This window comes from Niameybacter massiliensis (genome assembly GCF_001282685.1).
Lineage (GTDB): Bacteria > Bacillota > Clostridia > Lachnospirales > Cellulosilyticaceae > Holtiella > Holtiella tumoricola.
In genome coordinates, this window is the sequence record NZ_LN875035.1 from 3,062,486 (window position 1) to 3,087,655 (window position 25,170).

Sequence of the window (25,170 nt, forward strand, 5' to 3'; positions counted from 1 at the left end):
ATAGACAACCTCCTTGTTCGTTAAATTTAATTTATTTTTCCCATACCATAAATATTTCAACTTCACCTGTACTCTCATCTATAGCTTTACTTTGTTTATTAAATCCTTGCTTTTCGTAAAAAGAAATAGCCTTAATATTTTTTTCATATACTTTCAAGCTAAGTTGGTTGTACTGCTCTTTTACTACTTCTACTAATGCTTGTCCTACTCCTTTTGATTGTTCCTCTTGTAATACAAAAAGTCCTGCAATATATCCTGAATTAATCCCTATAAAACCTTGTATACGTCCTTTGGTCTCATAAATATAGACTTCAGCTTGAGGCAAAATCTCTTTAACCAAATTATAATTGTTGTTCCAGTAATCCTCTGTAATAAAACTATGAGCTTGTATATTCGTATTTCGCCATATCTCCATTACACTTTCTAAATCCTTACTGCGGAGTGCTCTTACCATATAATCTCCTTCTAAAGTTTCCTTTTTTATTCTAACAGTACTTCTATGGCTATTCATCTTCTTTATTATGCTTTTCTATTTCCACTTGTAAATCATCTCTAATATTTGTAAGTATATCACATTGCTTTTGTAACAACTCACTATTACGTGGTGCACTCAATAAAAGTTCTATATTCTCTATAAGCTCATTAGGACAATACTTCATATCCTTTAATGCTTTCTCTAACTTTTTATCTCCTGTAAAATATACTTCATTTAAAGCAAATATCACTTGTATCATATCCATAACTGTATGCATAACAATAGGTCCTGTAAATAGTAAATCCATTCTTTTTATAGCACTTTCATAATGAAAATTATCAAGCCAAGTATTGGCTCTATCCATAAAGCAATTAATAATTGATTGTTTTAACTTCTTTGGATAAATCTTTAATTCTTTTTGATAGCTTTCCAATATACCTTGAGGATCCCATATAGGCTTGATAAAGCTTAACTCACATAAATAGATAAATGTATAATATCCATTAGAAGTCCATGTTGCAGGAATAATTTCAAATTCACCTTCTTTACTTTGTGCAATCCTTTTTTCCATTTGTGCAAAGGTACGTACAGTTGTCTCAATAGGTGTTCCTTGGAAATAGAAATCCATAGACCCTCCCCATGGGTACTCTTCAAAGCTTGGTGATATCCATGGCGTTGTCCCAGCATCTGCTATTTTCTCTATAATACACTTTCTTTCTTCAAAGCTTTTCGCTTCCTGTATAAACATAAAAATATCAATATCTGAATTCTCATCTGCCACGCCTTTTGCATGGGCACCTGCTAATGCTAAAATACATTCACCATTTACTGTAGATTTAAGTACTTCTATAATACAGTCCAATTTTTCTTGAATTTTACGGCTTATCCCACTCATATTTTACCTCCCTATAATCAGACCAGATTCTTGTTTTGTATCCTTATTATAGAAGAAATGCTCAAAAACAAAAGCATGAATATTGCACAAACCTAGTACAATCTTGCCTTACTTATAAAACTAAAACAGCAAGCAAAACTAAGTAGCCTTAACTACTTAATTTTCACTTGCTGTTTTTAAGTATATTTTTTATATAAAATCTTATATAACCTTTTAATATTATCCTTTAACTGCACCTGCAGCAATACCTTTAATAATGTACTTTTGACAAGTTAGATAGAAGATTACAATAGGTAAGATAGCAAGTACTAGCATTGCCATCATTGCTCCCATATCAATAGAGCCATATCCACCTTTAAGGTATTGAATAGCAATTGGTATTGTTTTGTAATCTGTTCCTATTATTAAATAAGGGAGGAGGTAGTCATTCCAAATCCACATTGTATTTAAAATACCTACAGTAATAGCGGTTGGCTTTAAAATAGGGAATACAATTCCAAAGAAGGTTTGGAAAGGATTGCAACCATCAATAAGAGCTGCTTCTTCTACATCAATTGGGATTGCCTTAATAAACCCACAGAACATAAATACGGATAAACCTGCTCCAAACCCTAAATAGATTAAAACGATACCTATAGGATTATCTAGATGAAAGACATTCGCAACTTTTGTCATTGTAAACATAACCATTTGGAATGGTACAATCATAGAAAAAACAAACATATAATATAATACTGTGGTAAGCTTCGTTTTTACTCTTACAAGGAACCATGCTGTCATAGAAGTAAATAAAACAATAGCAACTACTGAAAATACAGTAATAAATAAAGACCAACCAAAAGCCTGTATAAAGCCTGTTTTTGTTACCCCGTTAATATAATTTGTTATACCTGCAAAAGTCTCTGCTGTTGGAATACTAAATGGCATATCACTAATATAAAGTTTACCTTTAAAAGAGTTCATGAGTACAACCATAATAGGTGCAATAAATGCCAACGCTAGTATAACTGTTAAAACAAATAATGATCCATCTAGTAATCTATTTTTTGGGCTACTTTCTCTTTCCATTAGTTTTCAACCTCCTTACTTCTAGTAAATATAAGCTGTGGTAAAGATATAAGTGCTACCAAGATAAAGAATATGACAGCTTTTGCTTGACCTACTCCTTCCCATCCTACTCTACCATAGAAGGTGTTATAAATATCTAATGCTAACATCGCTGTTTTATTAGAAGGTGCTCCCGCTGTTAATGCTAAGTTTTGGTCAAATAATTTAAACGCATTAGAAACAGTTAAGAATAAACAAATTGTAATTGAAGGCATAACTAATGGTACTGTAATACTACGTAAAAGTCTAAATGATGAAGCACCATCAATACGTGCTGCTTCAACTATAGAATCAGAAATATTTTGAATCCCTGCAATATAAATAACCATCATATAACCTATGAGCTGCCAGTTCATTAAGATTACCAATCCCCAGAACCCATACTCTGGTTTATATGTAAGTGTCACCCCGAAGTTTTGTAATACACCATTTAAAATAAGTTGCCAAATATAACCTAGTACAATCCCACCAATAAGATTAGGCATAAAAAATACTGTTCTAAAGATATTGGTTCCTTTCATTCCTCTTGTTAATAAAAGTGCTAATAAAAATGCGATTGCATTAATCGTAATAACTGATACTACTGCATATTTAGCAGTAAACCATAGTGCACTTAAAAATCCTTCATTTGAAAAAGCTTTTATATAGTTATCAATTCCAACCCATTTCGCATCTGTTACTGTTGTAAATTCAGTAAATGATAATACTACGCCCAAAATGAAAGGGATTAAAAATGCAATACTAAATGCAATTACTGTAGGTAATACAAAGAACGGAAAATATTTTTTAATCGTCTTCTCCATAAAACGCCCCCCTTAAGTCCTTCATAAGATTGATAAAAGAGTGAGTCAGATCAACTTACACTCACTCTTTTTTTTGGGTATTATTTTGCTTTTGCTGCACTTTCACGTGCCCAAGATTCTGTTACAACTTGACGTACTTCTTCCCAATTCTTTTGGCCTTGTGCATATTCTAATAATGCATCGCCAAAATCATTTTTAAATTGTTCACTTGGGAATCCTGCGAATGTCCATGGTACAGATGTTACATCTTTTTCCATCCATCTAAGTACTTCTCTTGCTAATGGATCAGCTGGTTTTTCATTATCTTCAAAAGTACTAAATGGAGAAATGAAACCTAGGTCATTTGTTACATAGGATTTACCTGTTTGACTTTGGAATAACCATTCTAAGAATGCTACTGACATATCTTGTACTTCTTTTGATACTTTGCTATTGATTGCAAAGTAGTTTTCTGTACCAATACATAAACCTTGTTTTTCTTCACCTGGCATACCTGTATAGATTGGTAAGTATTTAATATCATCTGCATTTACTACGTTACCATCTACACCACTAATTTGTCCCCATGCCCAGTTACCATTTTGTACCATAGCTACTTGACCAAGAGCGAACTCTGCCATAGAATCATCTACTGATTTACTACCAAGAAGCCCTGGTTCTGTTGCTGAATTATTAATGTATAAATCAAAGATGTTCTTATAATTATCTGAATATGTAAAGTCAATTTCTGGACTATTTAAACTTGCTAAGATAGTATTATCAAACTCTTTGTTATTTAAGAATTCATAATAGAAAGGTACATTTGCTAAGTGAGTTTGCCATCTCCATTGTTCTCCGCTACCTAATGAAGTTGATGCAAATACGCCTTTAATACCTAAGGCATCTTTGTGTTTAGTCATATCTGTTACAACATCTGATAACATATCAAAATTAGTAATCTCATCTGCTGAACTGATTGATACTGCTTTATCTGGTAAAGCAAAATATTGTTCCATAATCGCATTGTTGTAGATAATACCATATCCTTCAACTACGTAAGGAATACCATATACACCATCATCTTTTGTTACTGCTAAACTTGGATCAGATAAGTAGCTATAAAGTTTAGTATCTTTAAGATCAAGACAATAACTTGCCCATGCTTCATACCCTACAGGTCCGTTAATTTGGAAAATACTTGGCGCTTGTGATTTTGACATTTCTGATTTAAGTGTTGTTTCATAAGTTCCACTAGCTGCTGTTACAACTTTAACCTTTACCCCTGTTTCTTTAAAATAATCTTCTGCTATTTTGTCATAAATCTCTGCTATTTCAGGTTTAAAATTTAAAAAGTAAATTTCTTTAGCTTGCTCTTTTTGGCTACATCCAATCATAGAAAAAACCATTGCACTACTTAAAAGTATACTTGCCATTTTTCTCATTTTCATATGCGTACCCCTCTTTACATTTATTATAAATTTTTATAACCTTCTTATTTTCGTTTCGGTAACGTTTCCATTTTGTTGTATTTTCCCCTATATTCTAATAGGTTTAATGTCCCATAAATCTTTAGCATATTCCATAATCGTTCTATCACTTGAAAATACGCCTGCATGTGCAATATTCATTAAGCACATTTTAGCCCAACTCATTTCATCTTGATAAGCTGTGAAAACTGTTTCTTGGGCTTCTTTAAATGCTTTAAAATCTGCTAATAGATAGTATTGATCTGGTTCATGCCAACTTGTTCCTTCAAGTAAAGAATCATGTAATTCTTCAAATTCTTCTGTTCCTCCATCAGAAAAAGTTCCATCTATTAAACTATCTATAACTCTCATAAGATTTTTGTCATTTTCATAAAATGTTTGTGGATCATACTCATCTTCTATTTGGGCTATATCTTCTACTCTTAAACCAAAGATAAAGTTATTCTCCTCTTTGCTTGCTTCTACAATTTCTACATTGGCACCATCATAAGTTCCAAAAGTAGGAGCCCCATTTAGCATAAACTTCATATTGCCTGTTCCTGAAGCTTCTTTTCCTGCCATAGAAATTTGTTTTGAAACATCTGCAGCTGGGAATAGCTTTTCTGCTAAAGATACACGATAGTTTTCTACAAACACTACTCTCATCTTTTGATTTACTTCTTCATCTTCATTTACTAGTTGTTGGATTTGTCCTATAAACTTAATGATAGCTTTAGCACGTTCATATCCTGGGAATGCTTTTGCACCAAAGATAAAGGTTACTGGCGGCATTTCTTTAGTAGGATTTTCTTTTAATTCATAATACAAATCTAATATATAAAAAGCATTTAATAATTGGCGTTTGTACTCATGAAGACGTTTAATCTGAATATCAAATAGTGAACTTGGATCAATCTCAATCCCTTGTGTCTCTTTAATATACTCTGCAAGTTGAACCTTCTTGGTATGTTTAATATCCATAAGCCTTTTTAAAACACTTTCATCATCTACATACTTCTCAAGTTCTTCTAATTTACTAAGATCCATAACCCAGTCTTCATTTCCAAGAAGTTCTGTAATAAGTGCTGATAACTCTGGATTACAAAGACGTAACCATCTTCTTGGTGTAATTCCATTCGTCTTATTTTGGAACTTTTCAGGATAGAGTTCATACCACTGATGAAGTTCTCTTTCCTTTAAAATATCTGTATGAAGTTGTGCTACACCGTTAACTCCAAACCCTACATGAATAGCTAAATTAGCCATATGTACTTTTTCATCTTGTATAATGTGGAATTGTTCTAATACTTCTTCTTCATAATCTTTGTCTGCTAAAGTAGCTTCAAAGTATTCATCTAATTTAATGATAATCTCACTTATTCTACTAAATAATTGCTCTATTAAATCCATTTCCCATTTTTCAAGGGCTTCTTGTAAAATAGTATGATTTGTATAAGCAAAAATTCTTTGGCTAATTGCTAATGCTTCCTCAAATTTCATGCCCTCTTCATCTACTAGAAGTCTTATAAATTCTGGGATTGCAAGCACTGGATGTGTATCATTTAACTGAATCACATGCCATTTATCAAAAGTTGTAAAGTCTAATCCATGCTCTTCTTTATGGCTTCTTATAATATCTTGTAATGAAGCACTTACCATGAAGTATTGTTGTCTAAGACGTAAGAGTTTTCCTTCTTCTTTTGAATCATTTGGATAAAGTACGCGAGATATATCTTCTGCTCTATTTTTCGCTTGAACGGCTTCATCATACTCTTGATTGTTAAATAATTCAAAATCAAAAGACTCTAAAGATTCTGCTTTCCAAAGTCTTAATGTATTCACATTTTTAGAACCGTATGCAATGATAGGTGTATCATAAGGAATTGCACGTACTGTAAAATCATCAAATGTAACTTCAACAGCTAAATCATCTTTACGAATACTCCAAGGGTCTCCATATTTTAGCCATTCATCAACACATTCAACTTGACTTCCATCTACGATTTTTTGGCTAAATAATCCATTGCTGTAACGAATTCCGTATCCTGAAAGTGGTATATTCATTACTGCTCCTGAATCCATAAAGCAAGCTGCTAATCTACCTAATCCGCCATTTCCAAGTCCTGCATCTTCTTCTATTTCTTCAATTTCATTAAGATTAATATGCATTTCTTCCAAGAGTTCTTTTACTTCATCATAAACTTGCATACTCATAAGGTTATTGCCAAGTGCTCTTCCCATTAAATACTCTGATGAGAAGTAATAAGCTCTTTTTTGCTTATTATATATTTCTTGAGTTTGATTCCAGTTTTCTACGATCGCTTCTAAAAGTGCTAGTGATAAGCTATTCCATATTTGATAAGATACTGCTTTTTCAATAGACTTTCCATACTTTACTTGGCAATTTCTTTGCATGCTCTCTTTTAATTTTTGCTTATTCATAGGTCATTTACACCTTCCATAGAGTTTTGTTAAATTGTAAAGTTTCTCTGCCAACGCATCTGTTAAACTTGCTTCTGGCATACGCCATATCCAATTCCCACCTAAAGTTGAAGGTAAATTCATTCTAGCCTCATTTCCAAGGTCTAATAAGTCTTGCATCAGTGTAATTGCTACATCCCCTACACTACTCCATGCCCCTCTTATAAATCCCCAGTTTTGTCCTTCTTCATCATTAAGATGTAAATATGTCTTTGCATATGCTACATCCTCTTTCATTCCCGTCGTTTCCATCCAACCCTTTATGGTATCATTGTCATGGGTACCTGTATAAACAATACAATGTTTATAATATGTATGTGGTATGTAGTCACTTTGCTCCCTTGTGTCAAAAGCAAATTGTAATACTTTCATACCCGGATAACCGGTAGCATCTCTAAATTCTAGAACTTCATCTGTCAAAAATCCTAAGTCTTCTGCAATAATATTAACTTCACCTAAATCTTCTCTAATCTGTTTGAAAAGTTTTAATCCTGGACCTTTAACCCATTTTCCATTTACTGCTGTCGTTTCTCCATATGGTACTTCCCAATAAGATTCAAATCCTCTAAAATGATCAATACGTATCACATCAAATAACTTTAAGCTTTCTTTAATGCGCATTACCCACCAAGCATATTCTGTCTTTTCTAAGTAATCCCAATCATATATAGGATTACCCCATAATTGTCCTGTCTCGGAAAATGCATCTGGTGGACATCCTGCAACTGTTATTGGATTTTTGTCTTCATCTAATTTGAATAACTCTGGATGTGCCCATGTATCACTACTATCACTTGCTACATAAATAGGAATATCTCCTATGATTTGAATACCTAGTTCATTCACATAAGCCTTCAATTCATTCCATTGTTTATAAAACTCATACTGAATGAATTCCCAAAATCCAATTTCATCAGCTAAACTCATCCTATAATGTTTCATACTTTCTTCTTTGCGTAACTTAATATCTAAATCCCATTCTTGCCAACTTACAAAATTCATTTTTTCTTTGATTGCCATATACATGGCATAATCATTAAGCCAACTCTTATTCTCTACTACAAACTCTTTTATTTCATTATTTAAAACCTTTTTAGCTTTTAAATAAGCCTTTTTTAATACCTTATATCTTGTATCAAACAGCCACTTATAATCAACTTGATTGTTTTTGCCTTTGTAAATTACTTGTTGCAAATCTTTTTTCTCTAGAAGCCCTTCTTTAGCCAAAATATCTAAGTCAATAAAGTACGGATTGCCTGCAAACGCTGAGAAGGATTGATATGGCGAATCACCATACCCCGTATGTCCTAATGGTAGTATTTGCCAATAGCTTTGCCCTGATTCCTTTAAGAAATCTGCAAATTTATAAGCACTTGCTCCAAAAGTTCCTATCCCATGTTTTTCAGGTAATGATGAAATATGCATAATAATACCACTACTTCTTTTCATGCTGTCCACCCCTTTTGGTATCGTTACCGGAAACGTTTCTAATAAGATATTACAAAAAAAATAGCAACAATACAATATTTTTATAACTTTTTCTTTAATTTTGTGTAAAATTTGCATTATTACTATTTATTTTTGTGAATTTTTACTATATTTCTATACAAGAATTTCCTTCTATAAGATCTGCATCTAATAAGATAGATATGGACTGGTTATTGCCATTCAATTGTTCAAAAAGTAAATCAGCGCTCAATTTGGCCATTTCTTCCCTAGGTTGTTTAACTGTTGTAATAGTTGGTGTGTAATATTGTGCAATATCCATTCCATCAAATCCTACAATTGAGATATCCTGCCCTATTTGTAACCCACTATCTGTTATAGCTTTAGCCACACCTATAGCCATACTATCTGATACAGCAAAAATAGCCGTAGGTTTCTTATTCTGTAAAAGCTTTATTGTTTCTTCATAAGCTTTCTCCATAAGATAGTGCCCCTTAAGTACATTTTCTTTATCAAATGGTATATCACTCTCTTCAAGTGCTCTACAATATCCCTTGTATCTTTCTAAGCTGGCTGCTTCTTTTTCATCACAGATCATAATACTAATATCTTTATGTCCTTTTTCAATCAAATAGTTAACCGCTTTATAAGCAGCCTCTTCATTGTTAATATCAATAATAGATACATGCTGCTTATTATTCATAGCAACAGGTAGGTTAATAGAAGTTAAGATGATAGGTACATCGATATGTTTAAAGGTATCTTCCTGTATATCATTAAACTTTCCACCAAGGCATATAACACCTTGTAATTTTCTTTCTTTTATAAATCTTAACGTACTCTCAATATCATCCTCTTCAACTTCTGTATGTTGTAAAAGCATTGTATAACCTTCAAATTGAATTTTTTTACTGATTATACTAACCATCTCAGATAAAAAAGGGTTGAAAATCCCTTTAATCAGTATACCAATATTTTTTGTACTGATTTGTTTAAGTACCCTAGCACTACTATTGGGGATATAGTTATATTCTTTTATAATGTTTAAAACATGTTCTCTTGTTTCTTTTTTTACATCTGGGTGATTGTTCACCACTCGCGACACTGTACTTACCCCTACACCCGACAACCTTGCAATATCTTTAATATTCATTTATCTCTTCCCTTCAGCCTTACAAATGTTTCATTGTATGTTACTTGTCCACCTATATCTGATATTCCTGATTCAGTTATCCAATTAGGATTCCCATGTTTTTTCCACCAACCTACATACATCATAACAATATGGTCACCAATATGATCATCTATCTCTAATTTTACTTGTATTGCACCTTTTTCAGATTCTAAATAGATGATTTCACCATCTTCAAACTCATGTCTTTTTGCCATTTTAGAATTAATATAGGCCTTTGCTATCCCATCCCTATCCATAAAATGTTGACTAAATAAAGAGTCTCTACTATGATTGGTTAGCAATCTAAATTGATTATCTCTTTGCCCATGATTTTGTTTATCCTCTTCAGTAAATGCATCTTTATTAAAAAGAATTTCAAATTTTCCTGATGGGGTAAGAAATACCTTATCCTTCCAAGCAATGCTTTCATGTAAAGTGAAATAATGATTGATTAAATACTCTAAGCTCATTTCTTCGTGCTTTTCTTTGAGTGGTTCTATTACTTTATCTAAATATTCTCTCTTGCTTACTTGGGGATAATCTTTTAACTCTAGCTTCATAGCTAAGGCTCTATAAAAAGCATACTCATCCATTAATGCCTCTTTAGGTTCTAACGCTTTCTCATTATAAGTTATATAAGGATTTGTCATTGAACTAAAAAGTAAATCTTCACTTTCCAAAACTGTTGTTGTTGGAATGAATAAATCACATACTTGTGCTGTATCAGTTAAAAACAAATCAAAGCATACTTTAAACTCAATCTTTTGTAAGGCTTCTTCTAAGCTTCTAAGATCTGGTAGCTGGTTAAGTAAATTACTTTTTGTTATAACAGCCATTTTGATAGCATTTTCCCTAATAAAATCACTTATATGACTTACATAAAACGCTCGATTATCAGCATAACTCTCACTATTATATGGATCTAAATTTAGAACACTTGGGTAAACTTTATTTGCATAGTTAACACCACCACCGCTTACGCCTATTTGACCTGTTAATGCTGCTAATGCATCTATCAGCCAAATTGTATTACCTCCGTAAGCATACTTTTGTAAGCCATATCCTAAAAGAATGGTTGCATAGAAATCTGTATACTTCTCTACTAAGAAGTCTACTTCAGCTTCTGTCACACCTGCTTTTTCACATAGTTTTTCCATATTAAATGTTTCCACATAATCCCTATATGCCTCAAATCCATTGACATATTTTGATATATATTCTTTGTTATATAGGTTCTTTTCAATAATTTTTTTAGCCATTGCTAAAGCTAATGCACCATCACCACCAGCTTTAATCCTAATATATTTGTCTGCTTGCGTAGCTGTTGCAGTACATATAGGATCAATTACAATGACATAACTTCCTTGTTGCTTAGCTTTCTTAATCATTTGCATTGTATGAATTGTTGTATGTGCAGGATTTTTGCCCCATACTATAATCGTCTTACTATTTAACATATCTTCTAATGCATGACTTCGTACATCTCCAAAGTTCTGGTTCTGTGCTGCAATACCTGCACTCCAGCAAGGCCCGCCTTTTTGCTTAGAAACACCACCAAAAAAGTTAAAAAATACATCACCTATACTTTTAAGTACACTTCCACTTCCATACTGTTCATAATACAAAATAGACTTTGAACCATACGCTTCTTTATACATTCCTAATTTTTGAGCCATAAGTTCTATAGCCTGGTTAAAAGAAATCTCTTGCCATTTTCCATCTACTTTAAGTAATGGACTATATTGTCTCTCTGAATGATTGGTACGGTCTAAATGCATTAATCCCTTTTTACAAATAAAACCTTTGGTATAAGGATGTTCCTTATCTCCTTCAATTTTTATAACTTGATTTTCATCTACATAAACATTAAATTTACAACAATCAAAACAATCTAGTGTACATCCAAGACTTAATTTTTTCATATGATCCCTCCTATATATTATTTATTTTACCCTTTATTTTTTTTAGGAATTGATCTTTAAGTGCATTTTTATCTTCTAATTCTTTTATTTTCTTATTTAAATATTCTATATGCTCTATGGTCACTTTAGCTCCATTTTTATTAACTACATCATCACTTTCTAATACTTCATTAAGCCAGTGTAAGGTTGAATTTTTTATCATTTCATTATACGTATTGTCTTCTCTACCAAACATTATTTGTTCTCCTTCTATTCTCAACTAGTCATCTGCTTTTTATTTATTATAAACTATATAATACCTCAAAATATAATCTTTTTACTTTTTTCGCCTTTTATATCTATTAAATTTAAAAAATTATTCTATAAAGAAAAGCCTTCAACATACTTACTATATGTTGAAAGCCTTTTAAATTAATCTTTCTAATTACTTATTCTATTTTCTTTACGAATTTTCTTAAGCGCTTTTTTTGAACCTCTTGCAAGATCATGCTCTAGCTTTCTTTCTTTGAAACTTGTAAAAAGGCTGTCTAGATCATAATCTGCAGGATATAAATCTCTTGCACGGAGTTTTAATTTCACTCTTCTCTCATCTGCTTCTACTAATTCACCTTTATAAAATATAATTAGAGATTCTAATTGAGTCTTTGGCTTATAAACGATTGCTTCTTCACCATACTCTAACAATATAACTTTATCGCCCTTTTCTAATATTTCTCTTTGTACTTCTTGTTCTTTGGTATTCTCTATCTGTAGTCTTTTTCTCTTAGGCTCAACTGTCTCGTAGTTATAGCATTTTTCTTCCATATAACGTGCTGCATTCTTTAGAATATCTGCTCCAATGCCCATCTTCTTTGCGATCCATAATGCATTACTTTCTCCTGCTTGACCTATGAGAAGTTTATAAAGAGGTTCTAAAGTTTCTCTATTAAATTGCATCGCTGCATTTTCAAAGTCAGGATGTCCTGCTGAGAAATCTTTGATTTCATTGTAGTGGGTTGTTGCAACCGTAATAGCACCTTTTTGATAGAGTGCTTCTAATATAGCAATAGCTAGCGCTGCACCCTCCCCAGGCTCTGTCCCACTTCCTATTTCATCAAACAGAAGTAGAGTAGATTTATTTGTGTTATTTACGATTGAGGCTAGGTTTTTGACATGAGATGAAAAAGTACTTAAAGCATTCTCAAGGCTTTGACCATCACCAATATCTACATATACTTTATCAAACACAGACATCTTTGTGCCTTCACCTACTGGTATATGAAAACCTGATTGCATAGCAAGTGTTAATAAGCCTACTGTCTTTAAAACAATTGTTTTCCCACCTGCATTTGGACCTGTTATGATTAAGCTACGATAATCTGTCCCTATCTTAAAGTCTAGTGGTACCACTTTACCTTTTAGAAGAGGGTGACGGCCTTGCTTAATCTCAACCATGCCATAATCATTAATTTGCGGGCTTCTTCCATCTAAACTTTTGCTATATTTTGCTTTAGCAAAAATCATATCATATTGTCCCATAACTTCCATATTACGTTTGATACTGTCACACTTTTCATATACAAGACCTGTTAGGTAAGATAATACTTTATACTCTTCCATAGATTCTTCTACTTGTAGATTCAGTAACTCCGCTGTATATTTATTTACACTATTGATTTCCATGAATGCTGTTTTATCTGTACTTTCAACCACAGTTCCTTCAACTTTGTTCTTATAAGCAAGTTTAATAGGTACAGTTAATTTTCCTTGCCTTTTACTAATAAAGAACTCTTGAATATAAGATTTATTATGAGGATTTTTTAAGAACTGGTTCAATCTTTCTTCTATTTTATCTTCTGCTATTGCCATATGTCTTCGAATCTTCTTTAACGTATTACTGGCTTCATCGCAAACTTTATTGTTACGTACTGCATATTCTATTTCTTCTTCAATAGCCGGAAAAGGTTGAATACATAGGCTATAGCCTTGTAGCATGGGTGCTTCGATGCTCCTATCCTTCATATAAGTTTGGATCTTCTGACATCCTCTTAAAAAGGCTGCAATTTGCGTAATTTGTTCCTCGTTTAGGATGATATCCTTTTCTACCTTCTCTATAAGCTCAGCAATATTTGAAATCCCTTGTAATGGTACACTCCCTGTACAATCAAGTAGGCGTCTTGCCTCAGTTGTCTCCTCTAGTCTATTTAATACTACTTTTTTATTGCCACTTGGCATTAAATCTCTTATAAGCTTTTTCCCTAAACTACTTACGCAGTAAGATTCTACGATTTCTTTCATCTCGTTATATTGTAATTTTTCAAATACTTCATTATTCATTGTTTATAGGTCTCCTTTAATTTCAATCACTACTTGGACCTTTGCTTACACATCTACAAATAAATACAAGATAGCATACATGCTATTTTTAATTAGATTTTAATATTCTCGTCTTATATAACTCTATCCTAAATTATGTCTTTTACCACATCTAGGACTATCATCTTTTTATTTTTTAATATGCTATTAAATCTTATCTTTCCTAAAATATAAAAAAAGCAGCGTACAAAAATACGCTGCCTTCACTTATACCATTTCTATTATACATTATAAATAGCCTCATTCTACCATGCTTAAAGCATCTTCAATAAGTAGGCATAACTATAATGTTGACCGAATAGACATGTTTAGTTGTGCGTTTTGTATCTTCATAGATTTGCAAACAAAGGTATCACAAACAAAGGGTATAATTACCCCTAGTTTTAATAACTTTTGTTTACCATATTTAATTAATCTATTTTAGATACCTCCACACTCACAAACATGTCTCCTTTACTATTATGATGATAACATTATATGCAATAATGCTGTTGCTGTCAAAGTAAATTTATTCTATATCTTAAATTCATCTATCTTATTTATAATGCCATCAATCAATCCATTTAACTTTTCAGCACTATCTGATACTTCTTTAGATGCACCATTAATATTTTGTGAGAAATGATGTATTTCATTCACTAGTGCTTCAACCTCTTTAGAAATATCAAAAAGATACTTAATTTTTCCACTAACCTCTTCCTTTTCTTCTCTTAATTCAAAGGCTTGCTTTAACGTACTTTTCATTTTAGGAATGATAGTTTCTATGCGTTCTATAATTTCTTCGAAAACACCCACTGTTTCTTCTGAAATATTCATCTGTTTCTTAACATCATCATCTAGGTTACTAAACTGATTCACAACTTCTAATGTTTCCCTAGATACCTCTTTAATTTTATTAATAATTTCATCCGATAATTGCTTTGTTCTTAATGACAAAGTTTTAATTTCTTCTGCTACAATAGCAAAGCCTCTTCCTGACTCTCCTGCTCTTGCAGCTTCAATCGATGCATTGAGTGCTAGTAGGTTCGTCTGATTTGCTATATCTGTAATCAGTCCTGATATCTCAGATATTTGAATAATATGCTTTTCTAAAGTTGTAATCTTCATATTAACATGTTCTAAGGTATCCCCTACCTTCTGAGCTGCTACCCCTAAATCCTGAATGGCTTTTGAACTATCTTGGGATTTTAAAGTAATGGCATATGTATTATCTTGTATTGCTTGTAAATTCAAGTGCATCTCATCCATATTTTGCCCAAACCCATCCATAAACTCTACAATGTGACCTAGCTCATTATTTTGTTTAAGCATTTTGTCATTAATTTCTTCAATAGATTGAGTGGTTGAGGCAGTTGCTAAATGTACTTCATCAGATGTAGTATTTAAATCTTTTGCATTCTGATCGATAACTTGAGACATTCCCTTTATATCACTAACTAATGAATGAAGTTTTCTTACCATCTCACCAAAGTTATTAGCTAATTGTCCAAACTCATCTTTCTTACTATCTTCTATATTTAAAGTTAAATCACCTTTTGAAACGATATTCGTATGCTCTACTATCGAACGTAGTCTTCTAGCAATACGTTCAATAACTAGATAGGCGCTTAACATTGAAACTAAAATCAGAGTAATTCCCAAAACAATCATTCTGTTCTTTATCACATTTACTCTATCAAAAACTTCTTCGGCGCCGTAATCACATGCTAAAATACCTACAGACTCTCCCATTGAATTTTTAATAGGTACCACTGCGCTCAACATTTCTCCATATTCCCGATCTAAAGCTATCTCCGTGTAGCCACTTTTGCCTTCCTCCATTGCTTCTTTAAATAGCTCTGGATTTTCTGTCGACTCTTCCGCTTCTCCAAATATATTGGCTTCTTCATCCAAGAAAACATATCCATAGTTTTCTTCATCTAATTTCATCATTGCATATATATAGGTGGCACCTGTATCTTCTCTAACATCTTTTAATAGTTCATGCATTTGTAATATGTATGCTTCATCTTCTCCTTCACTTTCAATAAGTTCCTCAAATTTATCTCCATCAATCTGATAGATTAATGTTTGTACTATTGCTAACGCCTGCTCCCCTACTAACTTCTCCGTTATATTATTAAGTGATGTAATAGAAAAATAGCTTAACAAACCACTTAATAGTACACATAACCCACATACAAAAATAATAGCCTTTCCTTTTATAGATAGATGCATTCTGTTTCTCCCGCCTGATAGTATTTTTCGAGCTTAATTTTATTTTTTATACTATAGTTTAGTATTTTGACACACAATTTTATCATTGCTCTCTCCTCCTGTCAATCATACTTTGCTACCTTATAAAATCATTTGATTCTCTCCTTATACTCTCTTCATCATCTAACTAAATCGATTGTTACTATCTAAAAAACTTTAACTTTTCTTCTAAGTTACTCATCACATCTCTCAGTACTTGTGAAGATTGATAAATACTTTCTCCTATTTCATTAAACTCTTCTGTTGAAGCCGCTATCTCTTCTGATGTTGCCGCTATATCTTGAGAGATATCTTGAGATATTTCTATTTCACCTATTACTGTTCCTTTATATACATTCATATATTCAAAAGCATTCGACATATTATCTAAATTACTTACCATTTGGCTAACCTCTTGTAAAATCTTTATAAATGATTCTTCACTTTTTTGAATGATAGTATTTTGCTCTATAATCCCTTCTTTTAACTCTATTGCTTCTGATACAATAATTTCACTTTCATTTCCAACTCTATTTAAAATACCTTTAATTTCTGATGCTGATTTTTTACTTTCCTCTGCTAGAATTCTAATTTCATTAGCTACTACGGCAAATCCTCGTCCTGATTCGCCTACACGTGCTGCCTCTATTGCTGCATTAAGTGCTAATAAATTAGTCTGCTCTGAAATTCCATCGATAACTTTTGTTATAGAGTCAACTTCTTTTAAACTTGTACTCATATGGTTAATATTTGCTTCAAATACCTTAAATGTATCCATTACACGTTCTGCTTTTTCAAGTAATATAATAAGCTCTTTCTGAGTGAAATCAGCTTTATCATTAATAATTTCTGCTGATTGTTCAGATTCTTTGACCCTTACTCCAAGATCAATAATCTTCTCTTCAAATAGCGTCATTTGAGTAGATATAGTCACCATGTTATCTGTTTGTTGCTGACACCCTTCTGCTGTTCCATTAATAGCTATAGCTATATTTTTTGCATTCTCTGACATAATTTCTGCTGTATCACCTAATTGATTACCCTCTTGCTGCAATAATATAGTTGTATTTTTTGTGTCATCAATAATATTCTTTATTGCTTGCTGAGTTGCAAAAAGTGCTTTCCATACTTCGGCAATTTCATCTTTTCCCTTAATCATACTTTCTTTTGGTACTTGTGAAAGATTACCGCTAGACATATTTGTTATATAATCTTGTAATATTGATAATCTTGTTATAGCCCTTTTCAAAATAATATACAGACTCATCCCCAAAATAATGACCATTCCTAGTAAACTATATTTAACATAGCCTGAAATTTTTTTCGTCATGCTAAGTATTGCATCTTCTTCTACTCTTAATCCTAGTGACCATTCAGATTTACTATTAATAGGTTCATATACTAAATAACTTCTTCTCCCCTCATCATTTCTATACTGCTCAATCCCCTCTTCTCCATTGATCATTACTTGATGAATTTTTGATAGTTCAACATCACTTCCTATTGTCTTTGCATTTTCAATACAGTTCATAAGTTGTTTAGCAAACTCTATATCTTTATAAGCAATAATTGCCCCATTCTCATCTAGTATATATGCCTCTCCTACCTCACCATAATCTAATTTATCCAGTAATATTGATAATGCAGCAGCATCATATGTATAAGTGTATACCCCTATTATTTCTTGTCTATCATACATATTATGAACTGGTACTGAAATGCTGTAGCTAAAATCCCCCGTCTGCCTATCTACTACTGGCGAACTATAATACACCTCTCCTCTAATAGCATGTTGAAATTGCTTAGACTCTGATAAATCTATATACCCCATATTATTGGTTGCCATCGTTTTGCCTTGTATATCTGCAAAACTTACAACTGATCCTGCATATTCTGGGTTAACAAAAAGCTCTAATGTCTTTAATCTTTCCTGATCTGTTAAATTTGGATCTTCTATACTTGTGTTATATATATCCTCTATAACATCGTGAATTTGCATATCTATCATCTGAGAGACCGCTTCATTAATCATCTTTGTTACATTTTGTGCATTCCGCAAAGAATCTTGAATAACTACTTCTGATAACTGCTTATTTAAACTCATTACAATAGTTGTCGTTAGTACCATTAAAATTAAGGTAGGTACAACAATAAGCTTAAACTTTAATCCTGTATTTATATTAAATTTCATTTTCTTTAGTCACCTTTTTCTTATTTTTCTTTAGAATATTTTTTCTAATATATAATTATTTTCCTTGAATAATCATTTCTCTTTTACGATTATAGATTTTTTTTTCTAAAACTCAATCTTCTTGTATTATTTGGTCAATATAATGTTGTAGACAGAACTCTAAATAAAAAGATTCACATAAATTAGATTTAAAATTATAAGGAGTTATGATAAAATTAAGCTTAAACTTTATTCTAAAATCTTTATTTTTATATTAAAAGGAACCTCTCCCTATGAAATCTAAGTCATTAGTACGGACATTTCGAATTACTATTACACTTACTATAGTAATTCTCATTATATCCTTAGGACTTTTTTTTAAATTCTTTTTAAAACACGAATTTGAAAAATTAAAAAATGAATCTTTGTTATATGAAACAAAAAGCTTAGGTGTTTCAATTGAAAATTTATTTTCTGATTTATTATTAGGAGCCCAGAGACTTTCTCAAAGTGATGAGATTCTATCTTACTTTGAATTTAACACCTCTCCTTGGCCTCTTACTCCTAAACATTTGAATCTTCCAGATCAAAGATTAGTTATTTCTAATATATGGCTCTATAAAGTGGGTGACCTTTCTCCTATAGAGCATGAGCTTCTTCGTGAACACGATTTTAACCTACGTGAATGGTATCAAGAACTTGTTATAGACAAAAAAAGCTATAGTATTTCGTCCCCTTATGCGGATTACTTTACAGGTAAACAGGTCGTAACAATTGCTACACCTACTATAAAAAACAATCAAATTATTGGCATCCTAGGTGTAGATATTATTGTTGAACAACTTGTAGAACTTCTTGATTCTCAACATTTAGGAGACTCTGGATATTTAAGTATGATTTCTAACCAAGGTCTCATTATTTCTCATATTAATGAGGATTTACGCCTGCAACACATAAATGATGCTGGTATAGATATAACTTTTAAACAAACCATCAAAAATGATCGGGAACAAGTTATTCGCTATACACAACATAATCAATCATTTTATGGTGCTATATATAGTGTAGAGCCTGGTAACTTTAAGATTGTAGGAAGTATGTCTAAAGGAGACTTCTTAAAACCCTTATATCCTATGTTTTTTATTCTTGATATCATGATAACAAGTACATTAATTGGAGGTATTTTAATCATTTATATGATTACCTCCTGGTATACCAAGCCCCTTAAGCAAATTAAATACTACTGTGAGCAACTTAATCAAGGAAATACTGATTTTGATATCTCACATAATCTGGCTAAACGTACTGATGAGATTGGTATTTTAATTAATAACATTATTAATTCCCAGCTAGCTAAATCCGAACAGTTGCTCATCGCTGAACAACTTAAAGCTCAGCTTATTCATTATAAATTTTATGAAGAATATATCGAGACATTAAAAACATTTAAACATGATTTTAAAAATCATGTTATTATCATCAATACACTTGTACAAGAAAATAGACTTTCTGAGCTTCAAGGATATATGAAAAAATTAGGAGCTGAATTCAATCACTGCAACATTCCTTCATACTGTGAAAACTATGTACTGGATGCACTCCTGAAATACCATATAATGAATCCAGAAAATCAAGATATTATCTTTAATATAAATGCCTGTTTACCTCAAAATATCTCTATTGATAATACTGACTTATGTATTATTATTGGTAACTTATTAAATAATGCCTTAGAAGCAGTACATATGAATAAGATAAACAAAACAATCGATCTAAATATCTATATTAAAAATACTTTTTTATGCATCAATATAAAAAATACTTATGAACAGCAGAATATAAAAGAAAATAATCAGTATAGGACAACAAAAGCTTCTACTTTCTCTCATGGTATTGGCCTACAGAGCATTGAGCATATTGTAGAACTTAATAAGGGCGATATGAAAATCATTGATGTCAATCAAATGTTTGAAGTGAAAATTGTACTTAAATGCGTTACTAATCCATTCTAAATATATCGTGAGGTAGATTTATGATTAAAATAGCCATATGTGATGATGAATTACTCTATATCGATAAAATCGAATCTATTCTAAATTTAATCGCACATAAAAATATATTAGAGATAACTATTGATAAATATCAAAGTGGTGAAACATTACTCGCTTCAATAAATAATTCTAATGTTTCCTATGACCTTATTTTCTTAGATATTCTTTTAGGCAGTACAAATGGTATCCAAATAGCAAAATTATTAAAACCTTTATCTCCACAAACACGTATCATTTTTTTAACTAGTTCTTCTGAGTATGTATTTGAAGGATATGATGTTGAAGCTTTTCATTATTTACTTAAGCCTCCAAATACTGAAAAAATTGAAGAACTCTTATTGAAATATCTTTCAATACTTTCTTCCAAAGATATATTTTACTTTCCTGTAAAAACTAAACAAGGAATTGAGAATTTCTTACTTACTGAGATTACCTTTTTTGAAACTTTTAATAGGATTATTACCATGCATTTAAAAAATGGTCAGTCTCGAACCTTTTATGCCAAATTAGATGATTTAGAAATACAATTAAACACCTCTGGATTTATCAGATCTCATAGAAGCTACTTAGTTGCACTAAAATATATTCAAGAAATTAAATATAATGAAATCTATTTAACTACAAATCAAGTAATTCCAATTAGCCGTCGTAATATTACATCAATTAAAAATTTATTTTTTGAGTACTTAATGCAAAATAATTCCCTTTAACCTAAAGCCTAAATCACTTAGTAATGAGTGATTTAGGCTTTTTCTTAATCCAACTTTTCTTCCTTATTTTTCCGAATATTTATTGTCATTTTTAAATTATTGTTCGATTTTATTATTGACTCCTCTTACTTCTCCTTATATAATGAGTTCATAAATAGACTAACGTTCAACTTGAGGAGATACTAACATGAATAAACTTTTTAAAAAAGCTCTCACACTTTTTGCAGTAGCATCTATCGGTGCTGTAATGATGGGTGCAGCACCTGCAAATACAGTTAATAACGAAACGATTCCAGCGATCAAACTTGTTGAGGCAACTCAAAGACCACTTCTTATCCAAGGTGCAATGGATGTTGAAACTGAAATTATGATGGCAGCACTTGAAAATCCTGAAGATATTACTTTAGGTGTTTGGAAATATACAACAGGTACATTAAATGGTTATCCTGTTGTAATCTCTAGAACACGTATTGGTATGGTCAATGCAGCAGCCTCTACTACACTTGCTATTGAACATTTCAATCCTGTAGCAATTATTAACCAAGGTACAGCAGGGGGACATGATCCTGAACTTCATAAATATGATATTGTACTTGGTAAAGAAGTAGTAAACATGGGTGCATTCAAAACAGACTTTACAGAAAAAGGTGAAGGTATTCATCCAACAGCCTGGAAACCTATGACTCTTGAAATCGTACATAACCAAACTGGTGAATGGACTGAAGTAGGTAGTTTCCCTGCTGATGAAGCACTTCTTGCTGCAGCAAATAGCGTAAAGGATACGCATACAAAAGGTAAAGTTGTAGAAGGTACTGTAGGTTCAGCTGATGAATGGAACAAAGAAATTGATCGTATTTTATGGCTTAACGAAACACTTGGTACATCAGCTGAAGAAATGGAAACAGCTGCTGCTGCTCAAATCGCAGCAACTTATGATATTCCATTCTTGAGTATTCGTATTTTATCAAATAATGAAGTACATAAAGAAGCTTATGACCGTACAACAGGTGAAGATTCTCAAGCTTTCACTTTACAAGTTGCAAAAGCATATATCAATAACTACTTATTAGTAGAGACTGAAGAAGTCACTACAACAAAATAATTCATTATCCCCCCCGCCTAAAAAATATTTCTAGGTAGGGGGGATAATCTTTTTTATAAATAATTTTTGCTGTTATTTATTTTGATAATCAAATATTTCTTTCATCAAACTTTCATGTTATAATATGAAACACTAAAAGACATCAAGGAGTGTGACAATGAAAATTTTTAAAAAGATTCTAATCGGGATTATTACTTTTACTATACTTATAGGCACTATTGGCATAGGCTTTGGTGCAAATTATTTATATAACTTAGCATTAAATCCATATACATCAAAAGATTTAATTTTTGGTTCGGATGATGAAGATTCTAGTGATATGGTGAGCCAAAATGAAACCAGCGGTATAAGTACTGTAGATGACCGAACATGGTTATTAGAACACAGTGGCTATGAGGATTTATTCATGACTTCTCGAGATGGCTTAAAACTTCATAACTATGTGCTTACTCAATCAGATTCTAATAAATGGATGATTGCTGTACATGGCTATACTTCTGAAGGTATATTAATGGCACCTTATGCTAGAAAATTTTATGATATGGGCTATAATGTAATCATTCCAGACCTTAGAAGCCATGGTCAAAGTGAAGGTGACTATATTGGAATGGGATGGGATGAACGTTTTGATATTATTGATTTAGTTAACTATATTGTAGAAAATAACCACGATGCTCAGATCGCTCTATTTGGTGTTTCGATGGGCGCTGCAACTGTTATGAATGTCTCAGGTGAAGAACTTCCAAGTAACGTTAAGGCCATTATTGAAGACTGTGGCTATACCTCTGTTTGGGATCAATTTGCTTACCAACTAGATGACCTTTTCGGCCTACCAGCTTTCCCTATGATGCACACTGCAAGCTTAGTTGGTAAATTACGTGCTGGCTACTGGATAGGAGAAGCTTCTAGTATTGAGCAAGTCAAAAAATCTATAACACCTACACTATTCATTCATGGTGATGCTGATGATTTTGTTCCATACTTTATGCTAGATCAATTATATACTGCTTCAAATGCTGAGAAAGAAAAGTTAGTCATAGAAGGTGCCGGACATGCAAAATCAAAAGATGTAGATCCAGAACTATATTGGTCGACTATTACAAATTTCTTAGATAAATATGTAGATTAAATTACTCATTACTTATTTATAACCTAAACCTAAAAAAGTAGGAGCTTGGATTAAAGAGCTCCTACTTTTCTCTATATAAATAACTATAAAATAGCTATTTAACTTGTTCTATCATTGATATTAAGGCTGTCTTAGGTTGAAAACCTACACTTGTATGAAGGATTTCTCCATTCACAAACATCTTAATAGTTGGTATACTTTGAACACCATATTGTGCTGCTAATTCTGTACTTTCATCTACATTTACTTTTACTATTTTGGCATTGTTTACTTCAGCTTGCACTTCTTCTAATATTGGTGCTAACATTTTACATGGCCCACACCAATCTGCGTAGAAGTCTACTACTACAACACCCTCTGCCTCTAATACTTCCTTTTTAAATTCATCTTTATTAATATGTTTGACCATAAATAGTACCTCCTATATTTCTTATCTTTATTCTACCTAGTATCCTTATTTTTAACAATTAGGCACTTTAAAGTGACCGCTCATATTATAAAAGTGCCAAAGCTTTATCGATTGCTGCTTTATCAAAACCAATAATAACATGTTCATTAATTGTTGTTACAGGTACTGATCTTTGCCCTGAAACTTCTAAAACAATATTTCTATCTTCTTTTGCATCTGCTACTGTTACTACTTCATAAGGCACATTTTTACTTTCTAAATATTTTTTAACTTTTTGACAAGGTCCACACCATTCTACTGAATATACTTTAATCATTATTATCTCTCCTTTTGTGTTGTTATATATTGTTCTGCTTTAAGTGCAGCTATTGTACCATCTGCTACAGCAGTTGTAATTTGCCTAAATTCTTTTTCTCTTATATCACCCACTGCATAGACACCTCTAATATTAGTCTCCATACTTTCATTGGTTGTAATATACCCTGCAGATGTTAGATGAACATCTTCTTTAAATAGTTCAGTTTTCGGTTCTGTTCCTATATAGCCAAAAACTGCTTTAAGAGGTATCTCTTTGGTTTCTTCTGTTTTTGTATTCTTTATAATTGCCTTATCTACAAAGGTTTCGCCGGTTACATCTACAAGATCCCAATTGTACATAATTTCAATATTAGGAGTCTTCTCTACTGCTTCTAATACTTTTGCCTCGCCTTTAAAGTAATCATATCTTCTAATTATAATAACTTTAGATGCAAGTTTTGCTAAAAACATAGATTCTTCTAATGCAGCATTACCTCCACCAATAACAGCAATGACTTCATCTTTATAACTTGCACCATCACATACACCACAGTAATGAATACCTTTTCCTAAATACTTTGACTCACTTGGAATAGGTAACTTTTTAGGATTGGCTCCTGTTGCAATAATCACTGCTTTAGGTTTATAGATATAATCTCCTGTTTCAACAATCTTTTCTTCATCCTTTAATGAAACACGCTCTATAAAATCAAATTCATCAATTTGAGTCCCTAAAGCTACTGCTTGCTGCTCTATTTTATCTGCAAGTTCATTTCCTTTAATACTTTCAAATCCAGGATAATTTTCTATAGTATAACTTAATCGAACCTGACCACCTATAATATTATTTTCTAATACTAAAGTTTCAAGACCTGCTCTTGTTGCATAAATTGCAGCTGTTAGTCCTGCAGGTCCTGCTCCTACAATAATAAGATCTATTTCTTTAATAGGTTTCATAACTTTG

General features: G+C 31.9%; 20 protein-coding genes. 4 read left to right on the forward strand and 16 right to left on the reverse strand.

Annotation, left to right across the window (positions count from 1 at the left end; genetic code table 11):
- Positions 1-31 precede the first annotated feature (31 nt).
- From BN2390_RS19780 to BN2390_RS19840, 13 genes are all read right to left on the reverse strand, one after another.
- On the reverse strand, positions 32-511 hold the full coding sequence (locus BN2390_RS19780; protein ID WP_242847702.1) for an N-acetyltransferase: 480 nt from the start codon (positions 509-511) through the stop codon (positions 32-34).
- On the reverse strand, positions 504-1,370 hold the full coding sequence (locus tag BN2390_RS19785; protein WP_053986020.1) for a DUF4037 domain-containing protein: 867 nt from the start codon (positions 1,368-1,370) through the stop codon (positions 504-506). The genes BN2390_RS19780 and BN2390_RS19785 overlap by 8 nt, the downstream gene beginning before the upstream one ends.
- A gap of 219 nt (positions 1,371-1,589) precedes the next feature.
- Complete coding sequence (locus BN2390_RS19790) at positions 1,590-2,438, reverse strand: carbohydrate ABC transporter permease (protein ID WP_053986021.1); 849 nt, start codon at positions 2,436-2,438, stop codon at positions 1,590-1,592.
- Positions 2,438-3,280 carry a carbohydrate ABC transporter permease gene (locus BN2390_RS19795; RefSeq protein ID WP_053986022.1) on the reverse strand — a complete coding sequence of 281 codons (843 nt, stop codon included), beginning with the start codon at positions 3,278-3,280 and terminating at the stop codon, positions 2,438-2,440. Before BN2390_RS19795 ends, BN2390_RS19790 begins: the two co-directional genes overlap by 1 nt.
- A gap of 80 nt (positions 3,281-3,360) precedes the next feature.
- Positions 3,361-4,707 (reverse strand): ABC transporter substrate-binding protein, encoded by a 1,347-nt coding sequence (locus BN2390_RS19800; RefSeq protein WP_053986023.1) that lies wholly within the window; start codon positions 4,705-4,707, stop codon positions 3,361-3,363.
- 87 nt (positions 4,708-4,794) lie between these two features.
- Positions 4,795-7,167 (reverse strand): glycogen/starch/alpha-glucan phosphorylase, encoded by a 2,373-nt coding sequence (locus tag BN2390_RS19805; protein ID WP_053986024.1) that lies wholly within the window; start codon positions 7,165-7,167, stop codon positions 4,795-4,797.
- 3 nt (positions 7,168-7,170) lie between these two features.
- Positions 7,171-8,655 (reverse strand): 4-alpha-glucanotransferase, encoded by a 1,485-nt coding sequence (gene malQ, locus BN2390_RS19810; RefSeq protein ID WP_053986025.1) that lies wholly within the window; start codon positions 8,653-8,655, stop codon positions 7,171-7,173.
- A gap of 145 nt (positions 8,656-8,800) precedes the next feature.
- Positions 8,801-9,805: a LacI family DNA-binding transcriptional regulator gene (locus tag BN2390_RS19815; RefSeq protein WP_053986026.1), complete on the reverse strand. Its 1,005-nt coding sequence runs from the start codon at positions 9,803-9,805 to the stop codon at positions 8,801-8,803.
- On the reverse strand, positions 9,802-11,748 hold the full coding sequence (locus BN2390_RS19820; protein ID WP_053986027.1) for a molybdopterin-dependent oxidoreductase: 1,947 nt from the start codon (positions 11,746-11,748) through the stop codon (positions 9,802-9,804). The genes BN2390_RS19815 and BN2390_RS19820 overlap by 4 nt, the downstream gene beginning before the upstream one ends.
- Positions 11,749-11,758: 10 nt before the next feature.
- Complete coding sequence (locus BN2390_RS19825) at positions 11,759-11,983, reverse strand: hypothetical protein (RefSeq protein WP_053986028.1); 225 nt, start codon at positions 11,981-11,983, stop codon at positions 11,759-11,761.
- 185 nt (positions 11,984-12,168) lie between these two features.
- A complete protein-coding gene (locus tag BN2390_RS19830) occupies positions 12,169-14,064 on the reverse strand; it encodes an endonuclease MutS2 (RefSeq protein ID WP_053986029.1) in 1,896 nt (631 codons plus the stop codon).
- A gap of 552 nt (positions 14,065-14,616) precedes the next feature.
- Positions 14,617-16,320 (reverse strand): methyl-accepting chemotaxis protein, encoded by a 1,704-nt coding sequence (locus BN2390_RS19835; protein ID WP_053986030.1) that lies wholly within the window; start codon positions 16,318-16,320, stop codon positions 14,617-14,619.
- Between the two features lie 181 nt (positions 16,321-16,501).
- On the reverse strand, positions 16,502-18,529 hold the full coding sequence (locus BN2390_RS19840) for a methyl-accepting chemotaxis protein (protein ID WP_053986031.1): 2,028 nt from the start codon (positions 18,527-18,529) through the stop codon (positions 16,502-16,504).
- A 404-nt stretch (positions 18,530-18,933) separates the two neighbouring features.
- Here BN2390_RS19840 and BN2390_RS19845 point away from each other — a divergent pair, with 404 nt between their 5' ends.
- The 4 genes from BN2390_RS19845 (at position 18,934) to BN2390_RS19860 (ending at position 23,500) form a co-directional block, all read left to right on the forward strand.
- Positions 18,934-20,520 carry a GHKL domain-containing protein gene (locus BN2390_RS19845; RefSeq protein ID WP_198524954.1) on the forward strand — a complete coding sequence of 529 codons (1,587 nt, stop codon included), beginning with the start codon at positions 18,934-18,936 and terminating at the stop codon, positions 20,518-20,520.
- A gap of 20 nt (positions 20,521-20,540) precedes the next feature.
- Complete coding sequence (locus BN2390_RS19850) at positions 20,541-21,269, forward strand: LytR/AlgR family response regulator transcription factor (protein WP_053986033.1); 729 nt, start codon at positions 20,541-20,543, stop codon at positions 21,267-21,269.
- Positions 21,270-21,456: 187 nt separating this feature from the next.
- Positions 21,457-22,371, forward strand: coding sequence for a 5'-methylthioadenosine/S-adenosylhomocysteine nucleosidase (locus tag BN2390_RS19855; RefSeq protein WP_198524955.1), 915 nt, complete (start codon positions 21,457-21,459; stop codon positions 22,369-22,371).
- 157 nt (positions 22,372-22,528) lie between these two features.
- Positions 22,529-23,500, forward strand: a complete 972-nt coding sequence (locus tag BN2390_RS19860; RefSeq protein WP_053986034.1) for an alpha/beta hydrolase — start codon at positions 22,529-22,531, stop codon at positions 23,498-23,500.
- A 94-nt stretch (positions 23,501-23,594) separates the two neighbouring features.
- Here the strand turns inward: BN2390_RS19860 and trxA are convergent, their stop codons facing one another.
- The 3 genes from trxA to BN2390_RS19875 form a co-directional block, all read right to left on the reverse strand.
- Positions 23,595-23,909, reverse strand: coding sequence for a thioredoxin (gene trxA, locus BN2390_RS19865; protein WP_053986035.1), 315 nt, complete (start codon positions 23,907-23,909; stop codon positions 23,595-23,597).
- An 85-nt stretch (positions 23,910-23,994) separates the two neighbouring features.
- The gene (locus tag BN2390_RS19870; RefSeq protein WP_053986036.1) at positions 23,995-24,225 is read right to left on the reverse strand and encodes a glutaredoxin domain-containing protein; all 231 of its coding nucleotides are present in this window, start codon (positions 24,223-24,225) and stop codon (positions 23,995-23,997) included.
- A 2-nt stretch (positions 24,226-24,227) separates the two neighbouring features.
- Entirely contained in the window at positions 24,228-25,163 is a 936-nt protein-coding gene (locus BN2390_RS19875) for an NAD(P)/FAD-dependent oxidoreductase (protein WP_053986037.1), read from the reverse strand.
- Positions 25,164-25,170 lie beyond the last annotated feature (7 nt).

Excerpts from the sequence above, each read along its gene's own strand:
- BN2390_RS19780 (WP_242847702.1), bottom strand. The coding sequence starts at position 511 with ATGAATAGCCATAGAAGTACTGTTAGAATAAAAAAGGAAACTTTAGAA.
- BN2390_RS19785 (WP_053986020.1), bottom strand. The coding sequence starts at position 1,370 with ATGAGTGGGATAAGCCGTAAAATTCAAGAAAAATTGGACTGTATTATA.
- BN2390_RS19790 (WP_053986021.1), bottom strand. The coding sequence starts at position 2,438 with ATGGAAAGAGAAAGTAGCCCAAAAAATAGATTACTAGATGGATCATTA.
- BN2390_RS19795 (WP_053986022.1), bottom strand. The coding sequence starts at position 3,280 with ATGGAGAAGACGATTAAAAAATATTTTCCGTTCTTTGTATTACCTACA.
- BN2390_RS19800 (WP_053986023.1), bottom strand. The coding sequence starts at position 4,707 with ATGAAAATGAGAAAAATGGCAAGTATACTTTTAAGTAGTGCAATGGTT.
- BN2390_RS19805 (WP_053986024.1), bottom strand. The coding sequence starts at position 7,167 with ATGAATAAGCAAAAATTAAAAGAGAGCATGCAAAGAAATTGCCAAGTA.
- malQ (WP_053986025.1), bottom strand. The coding sequence starts at position 8,655 with ATGAAAAGAAGTAGTGGTATTATTATGCATATTTCATCATTACCTGAA.
- BN2390_RS19815 (WP_053986026.1), bottom strand. The coding sequence starts at position 9,805 with ATGAATATTAAAGATATTGCAAGGTTGTCGGGTGTAGGGGTAAGTACA.
- BN2390_RS19820 (WP_053986027.1), bottom strand. The coding sequence starts at position 11,748 with ATGAAAAAATTAAGTCTTGGATGTACACTAGATTGTTTTGATTGTTGT.
- BN2390_RS19825 (WP_053986028.1), bottom strand. The coding sequence starts at position 11,983 with ATGTTTGGTAGAGAAGACAATACGTATAATGAAATGATAAAAAATTCA.
- BN2390_RS19830 (WP_053986029.1), bottom strand. The coding sequence starts at position 14,064 with ATGAATAATGAAGTATTTGAAAAATTACAATATAACGAGATGAAAGAA.
- BN2390_RS19835 (WP_053986030.1), bottom strand. The coding sequence starts at position 16,320 with ATGCATCTATCTATAAAAGGAAAGGCTATTATTTTTGTATGTGGGTTA.
- BN2390_RS19840 (WP_053986031.1), bottom strand. The coding sequence starts at position 18,529 with ATGAAATTTAATATAAATACAGGATTAAAGTTTAAGCTTATTGTTGTA.
- BN2390_RS19850 (WP_053986033.1), top strand. The coding sequence starts at position 20,541 with ATGATTAAAATAGCCATATGTGATGATGAATTACTCTATATCGATAAA.
- BN2390_RS19855 (WP_198524955.1), top strand. The coding sequence starts at position 21,457 with ATGAATAAACTTTTTAAAAAAGCTCTCACACTTTTTGCAGTAGCATCT.
- BN2390_RS19860 (WP_053986034.1), top strand. The coding sequence starts at position 22,529 with ATGAAAATTTTTAAAAAGATTCTAATCGGGATTATTACTTTTACTATA.
- trxA (WP_053986035.1), bottom strand. The coding sequence starts at position 23,909 with ATGGTCAAACATATTAATAAAGATGAATTTAAAAAGGAAGTATTAGAG.
- BN2390_RS19870 (WP_053986036.1), bottom strand. The coding sequence starts at position 24,225 with ATGATTAAAGTATATTCAGTAGAATGGTGTGGACCTTGTCAAAAAGTT.
- BN2390_RS19875 (WP_053986037.1), bottom strand. The coding sequence starts at position 25,163 with ATGAAACCTATTAAAGAAATAGATCTTATTATTGTAGGAGCAGGACCT.